The sequence below is a fragment of the Acidaminobacterium chupaoyuni genome, from assembly GCF_047936785.1.
Lineage (GTDB): Bacteria > Bacillota > Clostridia > Oscillospirales > Butyricicoccaceae > Acidaminobacterium > Acidaminobacterium chupaoyuni.
The window spans coordinates 473,844-493,851 of record NZ_CP176394.1 but is presented as its reverse complement, the minus strand read 5'-3'; the positions used below and the strand labels follow the sequence as shown (position 1 = coordinate 493,851).

Genomic DNA, 20,008 nt, shown 5'->3' with positions numbered 1-20,008 from the left:
TGGTTACATTTTTTGATAGACATTCGAACCGAACGGCCACAGCGACAGCTGGGCCAGCTTGAAGCATTGCAATCCGAAAGGAATGCCGATGATGGTGATGCAGAACAAAACGCCCCAGATCAAATTGCCCAGCGCCAGTTCCAGCCCGCCGAAAATCAGCCACAGCACATTTAAAAGGCAGCTTCCCGCCCCGCCGCCGTAATTCACCTCGCGGCCGAAGGGGCTCAGCACCAGCCCCGCCATTTTGAAACATTGCACCCCGATGGGAATGCCGATGATGGTGATGCACCACAAAACGCCTGTGATAAACCAGCCAATGGCCATCCACACGCCCGCCAGAAAGAACCAGAGAATATTGCCGATCGTACTCATTGTCTTCATCCCTTTACAAAATCATTTTCCTTTGCCGCAAAATGCGCTATAATCAAAACAAGCTTCGCTTTCGGCGCATTTTTCAAAGCATGGCGGCTTCCTTTTTTCCTGCGCCGCCCGTTCCCTTTGGGCGGGTCTTCTGCCGCCCTTTTTCTTCTGAACAGTATCATATCACATTTTTTACCGTCTGTCACCGCAAGCGTGGCAGCAGAAAGGCTGGTTTTTGATGAAATTCGTGCAATATCAAACCGAAAACGGCGCCGCGCCCGCCCTGCTCACCGCCGATGGTTCCCGGATCATCCCTCTGGAGCGTTTTCCCCTTTCCCGCCGCTATGAAAGCCTTTTGGATCTTTGCCGCTTCGGGGTTCCCGAAGATCTGGCGCTGCTGAAAGCCTGCGATCCCCTGCCCGAGGGCATCGCCATCTGCCGCGCCGCGCTTTCTTCGCCGTTCCCCCGCCCTCTTCACGATATCCTTTGCGTGGGCGTCAATTATATGGCCCACCGCGATGAAGCCCGCCGCGCGCTGGATGAAGCCGCTTCTTCTGCCCCGCGCACCGTTTATTTTTCAAAACGCGCCTGCGCCACCGTGGGCCCCGATCAGCTGATCGAAAGCCACGCCGAACTGGATGACTGTTTGGATTATGAAGCCGAGCTGGCCGTGGTGATTGGCAAAACAGGGCGTGATATTTCTAAAGAAAACGCCGAAGAGTATATTTTTGGTTATACGATCATGAACGATATCTCGGCGCGCACGCTGCAAAAGCAGCATAGCCAGTGGCTGCGCGGCAAAAGTCTGGATGGGTTCACCGTGTTCGGCCCCTGCGTGGTCACAGCGGATGAGATCGCCTATCCGCCGAAGCTTCAGGTCACCAGCCGCGTCAACGGCGAGCTGCGCCAAAGCTCCAACACCGATCTGCTGGTGGCGGATATCGGCCGCCTGATCGCCGAGCTTTCCGCCGGCATGACGCTGGAAGCCGGCGATATCATCGCCACCGGCACCCCCGCGGGCGTGGGCATGGGCTTTTCGCCGCCCCGCTTTATGAAACGCGGCGACACCGTGGAATGCGAGATCGAAGGCATCGGCATTTTGAAAAACATCATCAAATAACAGGCGCGCCAACAAGCGTTTTTATTTGCGGGCGCAAAAAAGCCTGCTGCAAAACGGCGGCAGCGCCGGGGCTTTTCCTGCGAATCGTGCTGTGGATGAATCCGACACGATCTTCCGCGGGGAAAGGCTCCGGCTGCTTCGTTTTTTGCAGCAGGCTTTTTCATGCCGCTGTGTTTTCAGTTGTTCCGCGCCGCGGGGGAAAAGGCGTTTTCCCCCGTGGCGCCCGCTTCAAACGGGTTTATCCGAAAGGATCAAAATGGCATAGACCTTGCCTGCCCGGGCGGGGTAAGATTCCGAAAGCGTGCCGTCATAATAAACCTTCACGGCATCGCCCGCGATAAAATCCGCCTGATCTTCTCTCAGCTTGACTTTGCGCGACACGCGGATCACATCGCTGGCGGCGCGCTCTTCTTCGCCCGGCGCAACGGCGACGAGAATCGAATTTTCGGAAACTTCCGTCACCGTGCCCAGAAAACTGGGTTTTTCACCGAGATCCTTCAGGGTCATCGGGCGAAACGCATAAACCAAAACCGCAAGGGTGACGGCCCCCGCCGCGATGAACCAAAGTTTTTTCCTGCCGCTCATGCTTTGCCTTCTTTGCGTTATTCTGCCTCACGGCTGTTTTCATAAACCACGCCGTCGATGATGGTGTGGGTGCAATGGGTGAAATTGCAATAGGGATGGCCATCGAACAGGGCCAGATCGGCGTCTTTGCCCACTTCCAAGCTGCCGATGCGCTGTGCCAGCCCCAGCAGCTGGGCGGGATAGATCGTCAGCGCCTTCAGCGCGGCTTCTTCGCTCATGCCCGCCGCCATGCAGTGGCCCGCGTGGCTGGGCAGCAGCTTCGTCATGCTGCCGCTGTCTTCCGTCAGACATACTTTCACGCCCGCCTTGGCCATCACCCCCGGCGTGGTGATGGCGCGGTTCCAGACTTCTTTTTTATAAGGCCCGGTCATCAGCGGCCCCACCACGCAGAAAATGCCCTTTTCGGCCAGGATATCGGCGATCTGATAGCCTTCGGTGGCGTGTTCCAGCGAGATGCGCAGGCCGAATTCTTCGGCTACCCGCAGCGCCGTCATGATATCATCCGAGCGGTGGCAATGGATGCGGCAGAGCATTTCGCCGCGCACCACGGGCACCAGCGCTTCCAGCTTGAAATCGGGCTTCGGCGCTTTGGAAGGATCGGTTTCGGCGGCTTTTTTCTGGTCGCTGTAAACCTTGGCGTCGAACAGCGTTTCTCTTAACAGCGCGGCGCTGCCCATGCGGGTCTTGGGCAATTTTTCATGGCCGCGGCCGTTGCGGCGGGGGTTCTCGCCCAGCGCCATTTTCATCACCTCTGTGCCGGGCAGATAAAGATCTTCCAGCACACGGCCTTCGCGGGTTTTAAAAGCAAAGCCCGTGCCGCCGATGAGGTTGGCCGAACCGGGCAGCACACAGCAGGTGGTGAACCCCGCGCGGCGAACCGCTTCGATGCCCATATCTCTGGGATAAAACGCATCCATGACCCGCACCTGCGGGGTGATGGCCGATGAATTTTCATTCAGATCGCCCATTTCTCCCGTTACCTTCGGTTCTTCCTGCACGGCGATGTGGGAATGAGCCTCGATTAGGCCGGGCATCACCCATTTCCCCCGAGCATCCAGAATTTCGGCCTGGGCGGGGATCTCCACCTGAGCGCCCAAAGCGGCGATCTTTCCATCCTCGATCAAAAGAGTTCCGTTTTCCACAACGCCCTGCGTAATGGTCATCAGTTTTCCGTTGGTGATTGCAAGCATCGTTCTTCTCCTTTTCTTCGGTGGTTTTCAAAGCCATCGCTTTTTATTTTTTCGGCCTGCGCCGCTGTTGCTCTGTTCCGCCATCATAAAACCCGGGGCCTGCGCCCGCGGGAAAACCGGCGGCCCCCTCTGGTTCATCTTATTCGCCGCCGCCCCGCGCCATGATCGATCTCTGCCGCTTCACGGCCGGGCGGCCCGCCGCGGGGCAACACCGCATAGGGTTATTTTATCACATTTTCACAGGCCGCGCAGAACTTTCTTGCCCTTCTTCGCCTGTTTTTGCGGCTTGACTGTTTTTCTTTCAGAAAAGATCCATTTTCGCCGGTTTGGTTCATTTTTATTGCTTTTTCAACAATTTGTTCGGTGTTTGTTTGGTCATTTTTTCATATTTATGCGTTTGCCTGTTGATTACTCTGTGTATAATGGGGATAACCTTGTGCATGAAGGGGATAGTTTTCCACAAGACTTTGTGGTTTTGCTTGCCTCGGCAACGCCGTGGGGTTATGATAAGAAAAAAGATCCAAAGGAGAATTCCGATGCAAGCGAATGATTTTGAAGAACTCATCGCCGCCCAGCGCGCCTGTTTTCAATCGGGCGTCACCCTGCCCATCCCGGCAAGGCTTGCGGCGCTCAAGCGGTTATCCGAAGAATTTTCAAAGCGCGAAGACCTTTTTCTGGCCGCTTTAAAAGAAGATCTGGGCAAATCGCCTTTTGAAAGTTATGCCGCCGAAGTGGCCATGGTGCGCGAAGAGCTGCATGCCGCCCTGCGCCACACCAAAGAATGGGCAAAGCCCCGCCGCGCCGCGGTGTCGCTGGCGCAGTTCCCCGCTTCGGCCCGGCAATATCCCCAGCCTTTGGGCGTTTCGCTGATCGTTTCGCCTTGGAACTATCCCCTTCTGCTTTCGCTGGCGCCTGTGATCAGCGCCGTCAGCGCGGGCTGCTGCTTTTTGCTGCGCCCCTCTTCTCAGGCGCCCCGCACAGCGGCGGCCCTGCAAGAACTGATCGCGGCCGCTTTCCCCGCCCGGCAGGGCGCGGCGCTGCTTTGTTCGCGCGAAGAGACCGATCTTCTTTTAAGCTGCCGCTTCGACCATATCTTTTTCACGGGCAGCGCGGCGGTGGGCAAGCGCGTGATGGCGGCCGCCGCCCGCCACCTGACCCCCGTCACACTGGAGCTGGGCGGCAAAAGCCCCTGCATCGTGGAAGAAAGCGCCGATCTTGCGAAAACCGCCCGCCGCATCATCTGGGGCAAGTTTTTAAACGCGGGCCAAACCTGCGTGGCGCCCGATTATCTGCTGGTGCAGCGCAGCGTCAAACAGCAGCTGTTGGGCCGGCTCACGGCGGCTTTGCTGGCGGCCTATGGCCCCGAACCCATGGCAAACCCCGAGCTGCCCCACATCATTTCGCCCGATCACACCCGCCGCCTGATGGCGCTGACACAGGGCGAAAAAATTGTGGTGGGCGGCAAAGCGAACCCCGAAGCCCGCCGCATGGAGCCCACCATTCTGGATGACATCACTTGGGAAAGCCCCGTGATGGCGCAGGAGATCTTCGGCCCCATCCTGCCCGTTCTCACCTTTGATACGCCCGAAGAAGCCTTTGCGGCGGTGGCGGCCCGCGAGCATCCTCTGGCGGCTTATCTGTTCACGAAAAACCGCGCGGTGCAGCAAAAATTCTGCCGCGAGCTGCTGTTCGGCGGCGGATGCATCAACGACACGGTGGCCCACCTGGCCTCTTCTTCGCTGCCCTTCGGCGGCGTGGGCGGCAGCGGCATGGGCCGCTATCACGGCCGGGCGGGGTTCGACGCCTTCTCTCATCAAAAAAGCGTGCTCAAAAAATCCTTCGCGCTGCCCGAGGTGATGCTGCGCTATGCGCCCTTTGGCGATCATCTTTCCCTGTTGAAAAAACTTTTCTGAGAAACCTCACGGCGGGCGGCTTCGGCGGCCTGCCGTTTTTCCATCCTGCGCCAGTTGAAAAAGCCATAAAGGTCATTCACCAGAAAGGTGATGAAACAAACCGTTACCGAAAGATAAGAAGGATCTTTGGCGGTGGCCATGGCCCATAAAACGATCAGCACGATATCGTTGGCGGCATACCCCAGCGCATAATAGGGGCTCCTGCGAAAAGTGAGAAAAACCGCCGCGAAGCTGGTGGTGACGGATATCGTGCTGGGCAAAAGATTGGCCGTTTGAAAATAGGCCAGAATAAAATAGAATGCCGCCGTGACAAGGGCCGAAAGCGCCGCCATCCACAGCCATTCCGCCCGCGGCAGGCGGCGGATCTCCACTTCAGCCGCGTTGCCCTGATAAGGGTTCTTCATCCACGCCGCCAGCGAAAAAACGGCCATCGGCAGCGTCATGCCAAGATAAGTGAGCATTTCGCCGTAATAGCGAAAGCTCAGCGAGATCATGCCGTAAAAAAGGCTGAAAACGATCATCAGCAGCTGGCCCACAGGGTTGCCTTTGGCGCAGAAGATCAGCGAAGTGACCCCCACCAGCGAAGCCGCAAGGGTCAGCGTTCCGCCCCCTTCCGCCAGATAAAACGAGCCCGCGATGGCCAGAACCGAACCCAGCCATAAGGCTTTTTCCTGCTTTGAAAAATACGCTTGTTTTCTGTTTTCCATATTTCCTCCTAAAAAAAATACAGCATCCGCCTGCACATCTTCAAAGACCTAACGATGTGCAAACGAATGCTGCTGCATTCTCTGCCCGGTGGCAGAACTACTTTTTGATAGGATATCATAAAACGCGCCCGCTTGCAACCATCGGGCCGCGGAAAAACAGGATCTCGGCTTAGACCCTCGCGGGCGGAAGATGAATCCCGCCCTCGCGGCGGCGCGGGATATGGTTCTTTCGGTTTCACGGCAAAAAGCGCGTGCGGGGCAAATGCCCTGCACGCGCTTTTGTGTTTCAGCCCCGCGAGAGCGGCGGCTTATCGGTTTTTATTTGTCTTCTTCGCTGTCGTTATCCTTCTTGCGGCGCAGGCCTGCTGCGAGGCCCAGTGTGCCGGTGGACATCAGAACCGCCAGCAGCCCGCGGATGCTTTCAGCGCCGCCGGTATGAGGCAGGCCGCTCAGCGGCACATTCTCATCGGGGATCAGCTCGCCGGGGTTGGGGGTCAGCGGAGGATTGGTGGGTTCGATGACTTCTTCGCCCGGATTGGTGGGGGTCACCGGTGTTTCAGGCTTGCCGGGGTCGGGGGTCAGCGGGGGCTTTGTGGGGTCGATCACTTCTTCGGCCACATACCAAACGGTGATCTCCACATTGCGGTAAACATTGCTATCCGCCGTTTTGCCGCCTGTCACGCTGTCAAGGGTATAGCCGGTGATCTCGTTCTGTGTCAGCGCGGTCACATCATAGCTGCCGCCTTCGGTGACAAAGCGTGTCACATCGCCTGCCAGGGTGATGCCGGTATCCTTTTCTTTATAATGGATGATCAAGGAATAGCTGTCGGCATCCGGTGTCGGAGGTGTCGGGGGTTCCGGCGTGGTGGCCACCAGCACATAGTTCAAAACCAGGGTCGGGGTGGTGTTGGGGTCATCTACCTTTACAGAAAGAACATTGTTTTTGTTGCTTTCATCAAAGGTATAGGTCTTGCTGTTGTGAAGCACATATTCACTGCCGGTTTTGGTGATGGTTGTGCCCTTCTCGGTGGTGAAGCTGCCGATATTCACATCTTCTGTGGGCTGGGCCTTGCCATCAAGAATGATGGTGTAATGGGCTTCCACGCGATATTGATAAACATCGGTGCTGGTATAGGTGTTGGTGATCTTGTAACCGTCGGCTTTTGTTCCGCCGGCGACATTGAAATGATCATTGCCGAAGAGAATGGTTCCCGCTTCGCTGACGCCGCGTTCTTTCACGCTGTAAACGATCTCGTGGCCGTCGCCGCTTGCGCTGAGGTCATATTTCGGCAGGTTTTCAAAGGTATAATGCCAATCGGGGGTCGCTTCGGCTGCCGCCTGAGCGGGCAGTGTGCGGCTTTGTTCGCCGCCAACCAGATGGCCGTCGGCATACAGGTCGATCACAACGCCTGTGGGCAGGTTGCCGGTATAGTTCGCCCAGATCTTTTCGCCTTCCACCTTCACATCATTGCTCTGCTGCACTTTGTTGGTGATGGTGAAATTGCTCACCGCAACATCATAAGTCACGCCGTTATAAGTGGCTGTGGTCTTGCCGTCTTTGCCGGTTTCGGCGCCTTTTTCCGTCACGGAATATTGATATTCATAGCCGTTGCTGTCGATTCTGGAAAGTCCGTCGGCCTTGCCGCTCCAGACGCCGTCTTTATCGGGGGTCACGGTGATTTCCTGAACGAATTGGGCTTCGCCGCCGTTGGATGCGCGGTAAAGGTTGAAGATCACGCTTTCGGGGCGGGCGTTTTCGGGCCCGATCCAGACCTTCTGCACATTGATAGAAACATCTTTGCTGTCGATCAGGGTGTTGGTGACATTGCCGTTATTAACGGATGCATCATACCCTGCGGGTTTGTTTGTTTCTTTCACGCTGTAAGAATACGCTGTCTGATAATCTGCGCTGTAAAGGGGCAGGTCGGTGAATTCCACCGGCGCCGCTGCGTCTTTGCCCCAGCTGTTTGCGGCGTTCAGCGTTAAGGTTTTGCCGCTCACTTCTTCATTGCCGTTGCGCACCAGCTGAAGCACCACATTGTCGCCGCTGTGGTCGCGGTTGCCGTCGATCCATGTTTTCGAAACGGCCAGCTTGGTGGTGGGGATGGCATAAGTGTTGGTGATGACGAAGGGATCGCTCTCTGTGCCGCTGCCGGTGATGGCTGCGGTGTTATAACCCGTTACGGTGTTTTCAGAAACAGTGTAATTGATGACCGCGCCGGCTGCATCAAATTTATTGAGGCCGGTGAAGCTGAATTCCTGCTCTGCGGCCGCCGCTTTGGCGATCTGCTTGCTTGCGCCGCCGGAAAGATTGATCGTGATGGAATCGGGGCGGGTATTCTGGGCATTATTGCCATCCACCCAAACCTTTTTGCCATAAACGGTGATGGTTTCCTGCTTGATGGTGTTGGTGATGGTGTTTTCGCCATAAGTGACCACATAATTGCCGTTTGCAAAGGCGATCTCGCCGTGATTGCTGATGGCATTGTCGCCGCTCATTTCGCGAACAGTGTAATCGATCTTTTTGCCTGCGCCATCGTAAACCGGCACATCGTTAAACTGATAATGATAAGCGCCTGCGTCATCCACCGTTAAATTGGTGGAAGTGACCAGTGTGCTGCCGTTATAAAGGCCGATCTTCACAGCGGAAGCCTCGGGGCGGGTATTCAGCGCGTTGTTGCCATCCACCCAGATCTTTGTGCCCTGAATGGTGGTGGTATCGGTGACGGTGTTCTTGATATCGCTGCCATCATGCGATACGGCATAAGTGATATTGCCGATGGTGACGCTGCCGTTCTTCTCGCCTTTTTCCTGCACGGAATAAGAATACTTCACGCCGTTGGCATCATATTCGTTCAAGCCGGTGAAGCTATAGGACCAGTCGCCGTCTTTGCCGATGGTTTTTTCAGCGATACTGCTGCCGTTTTGCAGCAGCTCAACGGTAACTTCGGCGGGGATCTGCGTTGTTTCATCGTCTACCTGCCAGGTCTTCTCGCCCGCAACAGAAACGGTGCCCACCAGTTTGTTGGTGATGGTGTAACCGTCGATAGCGGTCTGATAAGGAGCAGCTACGCCCTCTTCCGCCACGGTGTAAACGATCTTGTGGCCGTTTGTCACATCATATTCGGGCAAAGTGTAGGTGTCATCCGAGGGGAACGCATAGCTCTGCGCGTTGGATGCCGCATCTTTCGCCAAAGTGACGCTGTGGCCTGTTTCCCGGCCATCTGCCAGCAGAGAAACGGTGATGGAATCGGGGCGGGTGTTATAAGCGTTGGAATCATCTTTCCATTCTTTTGTGCCGTTGATGGTCACAGAACCTGCCGCGATGGTGTTTTTGATGACGAACGGATCGGAAACCGAGCCTGTGCCGCTGGTGGCGGAAACCGTAAAGGCTTTGCCGCCCAAGGTCACGCTGCCGCTGGTCACGCCCTGTTCTTCCACCGTGTAATCATATCTTGCCTGGTTGGTGCTGTTATAAACGGGAACATTTTCGATCGTTGCCTGCCAGTTATTTGCCTTTGTCAGGGTCACAACGCCGTTTTTCACGCCTTCGCCGTTATAAAGGGTGTTGTTCTGCTTGAGCAGAACCGTTACGCTGCTGATCTGATCCATCAGCTTCGCATCCGCCACCCAATCCTTGCGGATGGTGATGGTGCGATCGGCTGTCAGCGTGTTGGTCACAGTGAAGGTTTTGCCGCTGAGGCTGCCCACCTGTGTGGTATAACCGTCAATGGCCACTTCTTTCACATAATAGCTCAGCTGAGCGCCTGTTTCGATATCCACGGTGGGAACCGCTTCAAAGCTGCCGCTCCACTGCGTTGCGGAAGTTTTGTTGGCAGCGGTCAGAGTCAGGCTCTGGGCTTCCACATCGTTGGTTTCTTTGTTTTGTGCATCGTCTTTTGCGCCCACGACACGCATCAGCGTAAAGGTGACATTCTGGCGTGTGCCATAAGCGTTTTTATTATCGTTCCAATTCTTGTTCACAGTGTAAACTGTGTTCTTGGGGTTGAGCGTGTTTTCGATGATGCCGTTTGTAACAGCCTGGTTCTGGGCGTTTTTCAGCGCCGCATTGCCGAACGAAGCCGCCACGGTATAAGCCGCCATGGCATCATAATTTGCGGGGGCGTTTGTTTCCGTCAGCACATAAGTGTGGCCGGAAGGCAGGTTTGCAAAGCTGACCGCGCCATCTTTATTGGAAATGGCTGTGTTGGTGTAAGTGCCGGTCTGGCCGCAGGCGCAATCGCTGCTGTGCTGCACTTTAAATGTTACGCCGGCCAGGGCGGGATGCTTTGCGTTCACTGTTTCATGGCCCACTTTTGTGAAGGCCAGATCAACGAACAGGCTCTTTACCTTGGGCACTTTGAATTCGGCCACTTGGTTTTCGGCCCATTTTTCCATGCCTTTGATCACTTTGCCGGTGGTTGCATCAAACACGCGGTGGCCCTGATCGTCGGTCACATAGGTGACCTGATTGCCATTCACGGTTTCGGTTTTCGTGTAGTTATAAGTCAGGGTTGTTTCGCCGTTTGTCAGATAATAAACATCTTTTGCGGCGCCCAGATTATTAAGGCGCACACGATAAGTCATTTCATAGGTATGCACATCGCCGGAATTTTTGGGGGTGGCCTTTGTCAGATCCCAAACCAATTTTTTATTGGCGGTATCAAAAATCTTCTCTTGGTTATCGCCATCGTTCACAACGCCTGTGCCGCTGACGAATTCGATCTTTTCGCCCATGGGGTCGGCGACCTGCCAGGCGTTGGTCATCATTTCGATCTGCTGGACGATGCTTTCAAAGGCACCCAGCAGTTCATCTGCATCATCGGCGCTGTAAGGCGCTTTGGTGGAAATATCGGTGAGCCACTGAGAAACGGTCTTCCACTGGACCCATTCATCATAATATGCGTTATATCCCCAGATCGGGGTATCCTTTGCGCCGAACGCCACAGAAAGCAGTTCCACTTTCTGCTTTGCGGTGGTGCTTGCCGCCATGTTGCGGATCTGGGCCGCTACGGCCGCGGCCGCGTCGGCATTTGCCTTGGTGGCGCTGCTGCCATCGCCGCTGACATCATTTTGATTGGCGCCGCCTACAATATTGTAACCGTTGTCGATCACATCGATCGTTGTGCCGGTGAATTTTGAAGCAAAGCCATCATCCATGCGATAGGTGGGTGCGCCGTCTGTCAGGAACACCACATAACGGTGATCGATTTTAGAAACGGCTGTTTTGCTCAGCACATTTTTGGTGACCAGCAAAGCAGCTTCCATATTGGTGCCGCCCACGGCAGAAATGCCGTTGATCGTTCTGGTCAGCGCGTTATTGCTTGTTGCGGCGGTATCTGCCCAGGTGAGGGTCGCGATATCCTGCCAGGCATATTGGTAATATGCGCCGGCTGCGAAAGTCACCACGGCCAGCTGGCGTTTTGCGCCGTTGGCGCTTTTGGCGAAGCTGTGGGCGAATTCGATGGCGGCTTTCTTGGCGGCTGCCAAACGATTGCCTTTCATCGAGCCCGAGGTGTCGATCACCAAAACCGCTGCCGCATCAGGGGATTTTTCGCTTTTGGTGATAGCCTGTTTGGTTTCCACCTTCAAGGTGATGTCGAACTCATTCTCGCTGCCTGTGCCCGAGATAGTCTTCGAAACCTTTACCTTCTCGCCGCTGTCATATGCCGTAACAGGGTTGGAAGACGGGTTGCCGAAGGTGCCGTTCGCCGCATCATAGGTGTAATAGCGCGGCGTGCTTGTGCCTTCGATCTGGGTTTCGCTGGTGGTGGCGGCCAAAACGCCCGTAGGCAATAATCCCACGAACATGACAATGGTCAAAAGAGCCGCCAGAGGCTTTTTCATTTTTGCCAGCATAAAAATTCTCCCTTCCTTTTAGAATGTGACAGCCGGACGGGCATAGCCTTCGCGTTAGCCTCCAAAGCTTTGCGCCCCGCGCTTTCGCGCGGTTTGCCTTTGACACAAATCCATGGTTAAACTGGATGCTTTTGCATCTTATGGGTCTAGTATAACCGCCGCCGGTTACATTTTGGTCACATTTTCACAAATTTATTTCTTATATTTTCCTGTTTTTCCCAGTGCTTATCAGATATAAACAAAAAGCAAGCCTGCCGCGATCTTCCTCGGCAGGCTTTTGAAAGATATTTTATTCCATTTGGTCTTCCGTCTTGAGCTGTTTTTGCTTGAGGGCGTCTTTTCTCAGGTAATAACGCAGGATGCGGTTTTCGCGCATCTTTTCTTCCGCTTCGGGTGAAACGGCCGTGACCAGCGCGCCGTTTTCCACGCGGCGGCCCGTGCTTTGCACAACGGGCAGGGTCTGCATCAGGCTGCCCGTGCTTTGCAGATATGCGGGGCCCTGCCAGCCGGCCTGTTCAAACACCTTGTTCATCAAAAAGCAGGGGCTGATGGGTTCGCTTTCGCCCGAAAAATCTTTGCCCAGGGTCTTTTTGGCGGCGTCGTTGGCCCAGATGACGAAGGGTGTGGTGTAATAATCATAAAAATCTTTTTCGGTGTCGCCCAGCAGATCGATACCCAGCTGGCTGTAAACATAGCTGTCGTCGCCCAGCCAGGGTTTGTGATCGCCGAAAAACACCAGAATCACCGGCTGATCGCTTTCGCGGAAGGAATCCACAAAATCGCCCAGATGCTCCAGCGTATCTTCCACCCCGCCCAGATAATTGTTGAGGATGTTTTTGCCCGTCTGGCTCAGCCCCGGCGCCGTGGCATATTGCCGGCCATAGGCGTTGACGGAATCATCATAGGGGCCGTGGTTTTGATAGGTGACGCTGAAATTGAAATAAGGCTTGCCCGTTTGGGCGTTTTCTTCATAAAGCTTGCGCAGCTGGGGGAAAAAGATATCATCCGTGGCCACTTCTTCATCGGTGAGGGTTCCAAAATAGTTTTCCATGAAATAATAGTTTTCAAAGCCCAGATTGCGGTTGATGTTCACGCGGTTATAAAACCATTCATAAGAAGGGTGCGCGCCTTCCACCGTATAGCCCTGGTCAGCAAAATAGCGCGGATAGGCCCATGAAGCCGTTCGAAAGCTGCCCAGCGAGGGGAAGCCCGTCAGATACGACCGCTCGGTATCCACGGTTCCGCCGGCGAAAATGTTGGTCACCAGCTGCCCCGAATAGCCCTCGCTTTGAAGCTGATGCCATGTTTGATACACATCGCGCTTAAACTGAATGGCGTCATATTGTGAAAAATCGCTGAAAGCTTCCAGCATCACCGAAATAACGCTCACCCGCTGATCCTGCGGGATATCGGCCTGCTGATATTGGGCCAGAAGCCGCTGGGCTTCTTTCACGCTGTAACCCTCCGGCGCGGGGTCGGCGGTGGAAGAAAGGCTGTGGAGAAACGGATAAAGAAACCCGCGGGAAACATATTGCTGGGTATCCGACCACACATTGATCGACGCTTCGTTGGCGGTTTTGGCATAAACTTCGCCGCTGCAATAAACCCCGAAGATCAGCGCGGCAAACACCGCCCCCGAAACGGCCGAAGCCGTGATGCGTTTCCATTTCACCCGCAGCACCCCCGGGCAGCAGCAATATAAAAGCGCCGTTCCGAACAGGATGCAGAGCACCAGCTTCCACATGGCGGCGGTCAGCTGGATGGAATAATTGCCCGCCATGCCCGCGGCTTCTGAAATCAGCCCCAGGTCTTCGGCCAGAAGCGGGTCATCCCGCAGCGCCAGCTTGAAATAATTGGCCAGCGTGGCCGCGGCCACCAGCGAAGAAGAGGTGAAAAACCCCGCCCAGCACCGGCCCAGCAGAAAGGTGAAGATCCAGCTGAGCAAAACGGGCGGCAGCAGGTTCAGCGCCAGCAGCAGCGGGTTTTGCCAATAGCTTTCGAACATCGCTTTGCCGAAGCCGCCCGTGGCGAACAAAAGCGAAGCCACCCCCATGGCCACGGAAAGCGCCGTCAGCGCAACAAAAGAATAGGCCCACAAGACCCCTTTCCGCGGCTGTTCGGCCGAATTTGGGTCAAGCGCGGCAAATATCGGTTTTTTATGGCTCATATTTTTGCGTGTCTCCTGTTTTTTTACAAAAAGCAACCACGGTTTCTCCGTGGCTCCTTATGAGATATCATAAAGAATTTTGAGAAGAAAATCAATAAATGAATTGTAAATTCGCCGTTTTATCTAACTTTTCCCTTGTTTTTATTCTTTTGCTTTTTATCTTTCATCCGTTCTTTTTCTTCAAAACGGCGCTTTCTGGCGTTTTTGGGCGAATACACGAATCATTTTTCCGTTTTTGTGCGAATGCAACAATATATGCAATCATGTCAATTATTTAACATGCTGAAAAAATGGAAGTTCGGAACGCTGTTCCCATTTTCAGTTCAAAATAATCTATCGTCTTTTGGATATAATCACGAAATGTTTTCCGAACTATTGCAAAAGCTTGCGTAATTTTATGGCGTTCTTCGTGATGTTGCCAGCATTTGACTGGAAAAATGGTTCAACATGCCCCCCTTTCTTTGATTGATTATTATTGTGTGCGTTGATATAATGAAACCAGACGATCGCAGGATCGGTCTTGCGTTTCTCGACCTTATCAGACCGTCGATACATTCATTTTTAAGGAGGAGATCAAAATGGAGCTCAAAACCCCGCTCTACGAATGCCATCTCGCCTCTCACGGCAAAATGGTTCCCTTCGCAGGATATCTTCTGCCCGTGCAATATGACGCAGGCGTCATTACCGAGCATATGACCGTGCGTCAAAAGGTGGGAATGTTTGATGTTTCGCACATGGCAGAGATCACGCTTTGCGGCAAAGACGCCCTGGCCAATGTGCAGATGCTTGTGACCAATCAATGCGACAACATGGAAGACGGCCAGGTGAAATATTCGGCCATGTGCTATGAAAACGGCACCACCGTGGATGATCTTTTGATCTACAAGGTCGATAACGAACACTTTTTGCTGGTGGTCAACGCGGCCAACCACGCCAAAGATGTGGAATGGATGCGCGCCCATCTGTTCGGCGATGTGGTCTTCACCGATATTTCGGATGATGTGGCCCAGATCGCTTTGCAGGGCCCCAAAGCGCTGGAAGTGATGCGCAAGATCTGCGATGAAAAAACGCTGCCCGAAAAATATTATACCTTTGTTCCCCACTGCTCTGTGCTGGGCCGCGACTGCCTTGTTTCGCGCACAGGCTACACCGGCGAATTCGGTTATGAAATTTATTGCGCCCCTCAGGACGCCGCCCCCATCTGGAACGCCCTTCTGGAAAACGGCAAAGAAGAAGGCATTCTGCCCTGCGGCCTGGGCTGCCGCGACACGCTTCGCTTCGAAGCGGGCATGCCCCTTTACGGCCACGAGATGGATGACACCATCACCCCCCGCGAAGCCGGCCTCGGTTTCTGCGTGAAAATGAAAAAGCCCGATTTCATCGGCAAAAAAGCGCTGGAAGAGCGCGGCCCCGTCACCCGCAAAATGTGCACTTTGAAGATCACCGGCCGCGGCATCGCCCGCGAGCATCAGGAAGTGTTTGCCGATGGCAAAAGGGTGGGCATGACCTGCTCGGGAACCCACTGCCCTTATCTGGGCGGCGCTTATGCCACCGCCATCCTCGACCTGCCCTATAACGAAGTGGGCACACAGGTGGAAGTGGATGTGCGCGGCCGCCGCGTGGCCGCCGAAGTGGTGGCCATCCCCATTTATAACCGCGCCTGATCGTTTGATTTTTCATTTTTTACTCATTAAATAATAAAGGAGAGCTTTCAAATGAACATTCCCAAGAATCTGATGTATACCGCTTCCCATGAATGGGTAGAGATCAAAGACGATACCATGAAGATCGGCCTCACCGAACACGCCGCCGAACAGCTGGGCGATCTGGTGTTCATCAACCTGCCCGAAGTGGGCGACAGCGTAGAAGCCGAAGGCGAATTCGGCGATGTGGAATCTGTGAAAGCCGTTTCCGATATCATCAGCCCCGCCACCGGCGAAGTCACCGCCGTCAACGAAGCCGCTTTGGATGAGCCCGGTTCCATCAACAGCGATCCCTATGGCGTGTGGCTGGCCGAAATCGGCAATGTTTCCGCCAAGCGTCAGCTGATGAACGCCGAAGAATATGAAGCTCTTCTGGCGCAGGAGGCTTAACCATGGGATCTTATGTTCCTTCCACAAAGGAGGAGCGGCAGGAAATGCTGGCGGCGCTGGGGCTTCGCTCGGCAGAAGAGCTTTATGATGCGCTTCCGCCCAGCGTGATGCTCAAAACCCCGCTTCAGCTGCCCCGCGGCCGTTCCGAAATGGAAGTGCGCACCGCCATGGAAAAACTCGCGGCCAAAAACACCGTGTTCCCCACCATTTTCCGCGGCGCGGGCGCTTATCGCCACTATATCCCCTCCATCGTGCGCTATATCCCCGCCAAAGAAGAATTTGTGACCGCCTATACCCCCTATCAGGCCGAGATCAGCCAGGGCGTGCTGCAATCGATCTTTGAATTTCAAACCAACATGTGCCAGCTGATGGGCATGCCTGTGGCCAACGCCTCGGTTTATGACGGCGCCACCGCCGCGGGCGAAGCCGTGGCCATGTGCCGCGAGCGTAAACGCCAGAAGACCCTGATCTCTGCCACGGTGCAGCCCGATGTTCTGGAGGTGGTGCAGACCTATTGCGCCGCCGCAAACAGCGAGCTTACAGTCGTGCCCGCCAAAGAGGGCAAAACCGATTTTGAGGCGCTGAAAGATCTACTGGATGACACCGCCGCCTCGTTCTATGTGCAGCAGCCCAACTATTACGGCCTGCTGGAAGATTGCGAAGCGCTGGGCGCGCTGGTGCATGAGCACGGCGCAAAATTCATCATGGGCTGCAACCCCATCGCGCTGGGCGTTTTGAAGACCCCCGGCGAATGCGGCGCCGATATCGCCACAGCCGAAGGCCAGCCTCTGGGCATGAACCTCAGCTTTGGCGGCCCCTATCTGGGCATCATGACCTGCACAGACAAGATGATGCGCAAAATGCCGGGCCGCATCGTGGGCGAAACCACCGACAGCGAAAACAACCGCTGCTTTGTTTTGACCCTGCAGGCCCGCGAGCAGCATATCCGCCGTGAAAAGGCTTCCAGCAACATCTGCTCGAACCAGGCGCTCTGCGCGCTGACGGCCTCTGTTTATCTGGCGGCCATGGGCCCCCGCGGGCTGGAAGAAGTGGCCGAGCAGTGCTATGCCAAAGCCCATTATCTGGCCGCGCAGCTGAAACAGGCGGGCTTCGGCCCCGTTTACGGCGGCGAATTCTTCCATGAATTCCTCACCGAATGCCCCTGCTGCCCCGATAAGCTGATGGCCGGGCTGGAACGCCACGGCATTCTGGGCGGGCTTCCGCTGACGCTGGAAAACGGCAGACACGCCATTTTATGGTGCGCCACCGAAAGCAACACTCGCGAAGAGATCGACACTCTGGTAAATCTTGTGAAGGAGGCGGCAGCAGAATGAATTTGATTTTTGAAAACAGCGTTCCGGGCCGCAGATGCACCGTTCTGCCCCCCTGTGATGTGCCCTGCGAAGCGCTGCCCGCTTCTTTGCGCCGCGCCGAAGCGCCGCGCCTTGCCGAACTGAGCGAAACCGATATCAGCCGCCATTATACCAAGCTTGCCGGGCGCACCTATGGCGTCAACAACGGTTTTTATCCGCTGGGTTCCTGCACAATGAAATATAACCCCCGCATCAACGAAGAAACGGCGGCGCTGCCGGGCTTTTCCCAGATCCACCCCCTGCAGCCCGAGCATACCGTTCAGGGCTGCCTCGAAGTGCTCCATTCCGCCGAACAGGCGCTTTGCGAGATCACCGGCATGGATCAGATGACTTTCCAGCCGGCGGCGGGCGCTCACGGCGAGCTGACGGGCGTTCTGCTCATCAAGCAATATCACCGGAAGCGGGGCGACACCGCCCGCACCAAGATCATCGTTCCCGATTCCGCCCATGGCACAAACCCCGCCACGGCGGTGATGGCCGGCTTCCAATGCGTCAATGTGCCTTCCAATGAAGAAGGCGGCATCGATCTGGAAAAGCTGCGCGCGGCGGTGGGCGAAGATACGGCGGGCCTGATGCTCACAAACCCCAACACCCTGGGCATTTTTGATAAAAACATCCTCGAGATCACCGAGATCATCCATCAGGCGGGCGGCCTTTGCTATTATGACGGCGCCAACCTCAACGCGGTGATGGGCATGGTTCGCCCCGGCGACATGGGCTTCGATGCGGTGCATCTCAACCTTCATAAAACCTTCTCGACGCCCCATGGCGGCGGCGGCCCCGGCAGCGGCGCGGTGGGATGCAAAGCCTTCCTCGCCCCCTATCTGCCCAAGCCCCACGCCGTGAAAAACGGCGAAGCCTTTGCGCTGGATGCCGATCTGCCCGATTCCATCGGCCGCGTAAAAGCCTTCTACGGCAACTTTTTGGTGGTCGTGCGGGCGCTGACCTATCTGAAAACCCTGGGCTGCGACGGCATTCCCGAAGCGGCGCAGAACGCCGTTTTAAACGCCAACTATCTCAAGCACCTGCTGGAAGACACCTATGATGTGCCCTTCAAGGGCCACTGTATGCATGAGTTTATCCTCACCATGGATCGCATCCATAAGGAAAAAGGCGTAACGGCAACGGATATCGCCAAAGCCATGCTGGATGCGGGGCTGCATCCGCCCACCATGTATTTCCCGCTGATCGTGCCCGAAGACCTGATGGTAGAACCCACCGAGACCGAAAGCAAGACCACTTTAGACGAGGTGGCCGAAATCATGAAAGCGATCTATCGCCGCGCGCAGGAACACCCCGAAGAAATGCACGGGCTGCCCGAAAAAACGGTGATCCACCGCCCTGATGAAGTCAAAGCCGCCCGCGAACCCGTGATCTGCTATTCTTTTGCAAAATGATCGAAAAAACACAGCTTGTGGTGGCCCGTTCCACCAACCCTTATGAAAATCTGGCGCTGGAAGAATATCTGCTCGATCAGGTTCGGCCCGGCGTCATCACCCTTTATCTCTGGCAGAACCGCCAGACCGTGGTGATCGGCCAAAACCAGAATGCCTGGCAGGAATGCCGCGTCAAGCAGCTGGAAGAGGAAGGCGGGCATCTTGCCCGCCGCCTTTCCGGCGGCGGCGCCGTGTTCCATGATCTGGGCAATTTGAATTTCACCTTTCTTGTGCCCCGCGAAGAATATGATGTGACGCGGCAATGCCGCGTGATCGCCCGCGCCGTGGCTTCTTATGGTTTGGAAGTGGAGCGCACCGGCCGCAACGATATTCTGATCGAAGGGCGCAAATTTTCGGGCAACGCGTTTTTCCGCCGCGGCGACACCGCCTATCATCACGGCACTTTGCTGCTTTCGGTGGATATGGCGAACCTTTCGCGTTATCTGAATGTTTCTCAGGAAAAGCTGCGCTCGAAGGGCGTGGCTTCGGTGGCCGCCCGCGTGGCCAATCTCACCGAATTCTGCCCCGCCATCACCGCCGAAGAAATGCGCCTGCGTCTGGCGGATGCCCTGGGCGAAGAATATGGCGCGGCGCCCGAAAAATTGGCCTTTGAAACCTTTGAAGAAAATACATTAAGGAATTTAACAGATAAATATTCCTCTTGGGATTGGAAATTTGGCAAAAAGCTGCCCTTCGACCACACTTTCACCGCGCGATTCCCGTGGGGCGGGGTGCAGATCTGCCTTTCCGTCAACAGCGGCATCATCACCCATGCCGAGGTTTATTCCGACGCGATGGATAGCGATTTCTTCAAAAAGCTGCCCGAAAAATGGCGCGGCCTGCCCTATCAGAGCGCCCTGCTGCGCCAAAGCCTCAAGGGGCTGGCCCTCTGCCCGGAACTGGGCTATGAAGCCGATGAAACCGTTTTGCGCGATCTGGATGAACTGTTATCGCAGCAAAACTTTTGATTTGCGTGCGCCTTTGGCGCCCGGCAGCGAGGGGCGCTTCCCTCGCTGTTTTGCGTTGTGGGCGGGGCTTTTTCAAACCGCCCTGTGATTTTTGCTTTCTCTCGGGCTATTCGCGCGGGTTTGCTCCCGCCGAACCGTGCCCTGTTATCTTTTTCCCCTCACATGGGCTGCCGCGGTTTCTCTCAAAGCGGGCGCTTTCACTCGGCGCCTTCTTCTGCCGCCCCGCCCCTCTGTGAG

At 55.5% G+C, this 20,008-nt stretch carries 14 protein-coding genes and 1 riboswitch; of the genes, 8 read left to right on the top strand and 6 right to left on the bottom strand.

Annotated elements, in window-relative coordinates:
• Nucleotides 1–3: 3 nt before the first annotated feature.
• A complete protein-coding gene (locus ACJA3I_RS02410; protein WP_458863174.1) occupies nt 4–372 on the bottom strand; it encodes a YccF domain-containing protein in 369 nt (122 codons plus the stop codon).
• 226 nt (nt 373–598) lie between these two features.
• Here ACJA3I_RS02410 and ACJA3I_RS02405 point away from each other — a divergent pair, with 226 nt between their 5' ends.
• Nucleotides 599–1,480, top strand: coding sequence for a fumarylacetoacetate hydrolase family protein (locus tag ACJA3I_RS02405; protein WP_458863173.1), 882 nt, complete (start codon nt 599–601; stop codon nt 1,478–1,480).
• A gap of 228 nt (nt 1,481–1,708) precedes the next feature.
• On the opposite strand, the gene ACJA3I_RS02400 is transcribed toward ACJA3I_RS02405, so the two are convergent.
• Entirely contained in the window at nt 1,709–2,065 is a 357-nt protein-coding gene (locus ACJA3I_RS02400; RefSeq protein ID WP_458863172.1) for a DUF3221 domain-containing protein, read from the bottom strand.
• A gap of 17 nt (nt 2,066–2,082) precedes the next feature.
• Complete coding sequence (locus ACJA3I_RS02395) at nt 2,083–3,255, bottom strand: amidohydrolase (protein ID WP_458863171.1); 1,173 nt, start codon at nt 3,253–3,255, stop codon at nt 2,083–2,085.
• Here ACJA3I_RS02395 and ACJA3I_RS02390 point away from each other — a divergent pair.
• Together ACJA3I_RS02390 and ACJA3I_RS02385 are read left to right on the top strand one after the other, a co-directional pair.
• Entirely contained in the window at nt 3,239–3,805 is a 567-nt protein-coding gene (locus tag ACJA3I_RS02390) for a hypothetical protein (RefSeq protein WP_458863170.1), read from the top strand. The genes ACJA3I_RS02395 and ACJA3I_RS02390 overlap by 17 nt on opposite strands.
• A complete protein-coding gene (locus tag ACJA3I_RS02385) occupies nt 3,792–5,168 on the top strand; it encodes an aldehyde dehydrogenase family protein (protein ID WP_458863169.1) in 1,377 nt (458 codons plus the stop codon). The genes ACJA3I_RS02390 and ACJA3I_RS02385 overlap by 14 nt, the downstream gene beginning before the upstream one ends.
• Here the strand turns inward: ACJA3I_RS02385 and pnuC are convergent.
• The 3 genes from pnuC to ACJA3I_RS02370 form a co-directional block, all read right to left on the bottom strand.
• Nucleotides 5,138–5,875 carry a nicotinamide riboside transporter PnuC gene (gene pnuC / locus ACJA3I_RS02380; protein WP_458863168.1) on the bottom strand — a complete coding sequence of 246 codons (738 nt, stop codon included), beginning with the start codon at nt 5,873–5,875 and terminating at the stop codon, nt 5,138–5,140. The two genes, ACJA3I_RS02385 and pnuC, sit on opposite strands and share 31 nt — an antisense overlap.
• Nucleotides 5,876–6,193: 318 nt before the next feature.
• Entirely contained in the window at nt 6,194–11,734 is a 5,541-nt protein-coding gene (locus ACJA3I_RS02375; protein ID WP_458863167.1) for a Cna B-type domain-containing protein, read from the bottom strand.
• Between the two features lie 24 nt (nt 11,735–11,758).
• A riboswitch (cyclic di-GMP riboswitch) is annotated at nt 11,759–11,842 on the bottom strand.
• A 181-nt stretch (nt 11,843–12,023) separates the two neighbouring features.
• Nucleotides 12,024–13,901 carry an LTA synthase family protein gene (locus ACJA3I_RS02370; protein WP_458863166.1) on the bottom strand — a complete coding sequence of 626 codons (1,878 nt, stop codon included), beginning with the start codon at nt 13,899–13,901 and terminating at the stop codon, nt 12,024–12,026.
• A 578-nt stretch (nt 13,902–14,479) separates the two neighbouring features.
• Between ACJA3I_RS02370 and gcvT the strand changes: the two genes are divergently transcribed.
• From gcvT to ACJA3I_RS02345, 5 genes are read left to right on the top strand one after another with little or no spacing between them, the layout of a single operon-like run.
• Complete coding sequence (gene gcvT, locus ACJA3I_RS02365) at nt 14,480–15,565, top strand: glycine cleavage system aminomethyltransferase GcvT (protein ID WP_458863165.1); 1,086 nt, start codon at nt 14,480–14,482, stop codon at nt 15,563–15,565.
• 51 nt (nt 15,566–15,616) lie between these two features.
• Nucleotides 15,617–15,994, top strand: a complete 378-nt coding sequence (gene gcvH, locus ACJA3I_RS02360; protein WP_458863164.1) for a glycine cleavage system protein GcvH — start codon at nt 15,617–15,619, stop codon at nt 15,992–15,994.
• Between the two features lie 2 nt (nt 15,995–15,996).
• Nucleotides 15,997–17,328, top strand: coding sequence for an aminomethyl-transferring glycine dehydrogenase subunit GcvPA (gcvPA, locus tag ACJA3I_RS02355; RefSeq protein ID WP_458863163.1), 1,332 nt, complete (start codon nt 15,997–15,999; stop codon nt 17,326–17,328).
• A complete protein-coding gene (gene gcvPB / locus ACJA3I_RS02350) occupies nt 17,325–18,764 on the top strand; it encodes an aminomethyl-transferring glycine dehydrogenase subunit GcvPB (protein WP_458863162.1) in 1,440 nt (479 codons plus the stop codon). Before gcvPA ends, gcvPB begins: the two co-directional genes overlap by 4 nt.
• Nucleotides 18,761–19,771 (top strand): lipoate--protein ligase, encoded by a 1,011-nt coding sequence (locus tag ACJA3I_RS02345; RefSeq protein ID WP_458863161.1) that lies wholly within the window; start codon nt 18,761–18,763, stop codon nt 19,769–19,771. The genes gcvPB and ACJA3I_RS02345 overlap by 4 nt, the downstream gene beginning before the upstream one ends.
• Nucleotides 19,772–20,008 lie beyond the last annotated feature (237 nt).

Bases quoted from the DNA above. Each gene is read 5' to 3' on its own strand.
- ACJA3I_RS02405 (WP_458863173.1), top strand. From the start codon at position 599: ATGAAATTCGTGCAATATCAAACCGAAAACGGCGCCGCGCCCGCCCTG.
- pnuC (WP_458863168.1), bottom strand. From the start codon at position 5,875: ATGGAAAACAGAAAACAAGCGTATTTTTCAAAGCAGGAAAAAGCCTTA.
- ACJA3I_RS02395 (WP_458863171.1), bottom strand. From the start codon at position 3,255: ATGCTTGCAATCACCAACGGAAAACTGATGACCATTACGCAGGGCGTT.
- ACJA3I_RS02345 (WP_458863161.1), top strand. From the start codon at position 18,761: ATGATCGAAAAAACACAGCTTGTGGTGGCCCGTTCCACCAACCCTTAT.
- gcvH (WP_458863164.1), top strand. From the start codon at position 15,617: ATGAACATTCCCAAGAATCTGATGTATACCGCTTCCCATGAATGGGTA.
- gcvT (WP_458863165.1), top strand. From the start codon at position 14,480: ATGGAGCTCAAAACCCCGCTCTACGAATGCCATCTCGCCTCTCACGGC.
- gcvPA (WP_458863163.1), top strand. From the start codon at position 15,997: ATGGGATCTTATGTTCCTTCCACAAAGGAGGAGCGGCAGGAAATGCTG.
- ACJA3I_RS02400 (WP_458863172.1), bottom strand. From the start codon at position 2,065: ATGAGCGGCAGGAAAAAACTTTGGTTCATCGCGGCGGGGGCCGTCACC.
- ACJA3I_RS02375 (WP_458863167.1), bottom strand. From the start codon at position 11,734: ATGCTGGCAAAAATGAAAAAGCCTCTGGCGGCTCTTTTGACCATTGTC.
- ACJA3I_RS02370 (WP_458863166.1), bottom strand. From the start codon at position 13,901: ATGAGCCATAAAAAACCGATATTTGCCGCGCTTGACCCAAATTCGGCC.
- gcvPB (WP_458863162.1), top strand. From the start codon at position 17,325: ATGAATTTGATTTTTGAAAACAGCGTTCCGGGCCGCAGATGCACCGTT.
- ACJA3I_RS02385 (WP_458863169.1), top strand. From the start codon at position 3,792: ATGCAAGCGAATGATTTTGAAGAACTCATCGCCGCCCAGCGCGCCTGT.
- ACJA3I_RS02410 (WP_458863174.1), bottom strand. From the start codon at position 372: ATGAGTACGATCGGCAATATTCTCTGGTTCTTTCTGGCGGGCGTGTGG.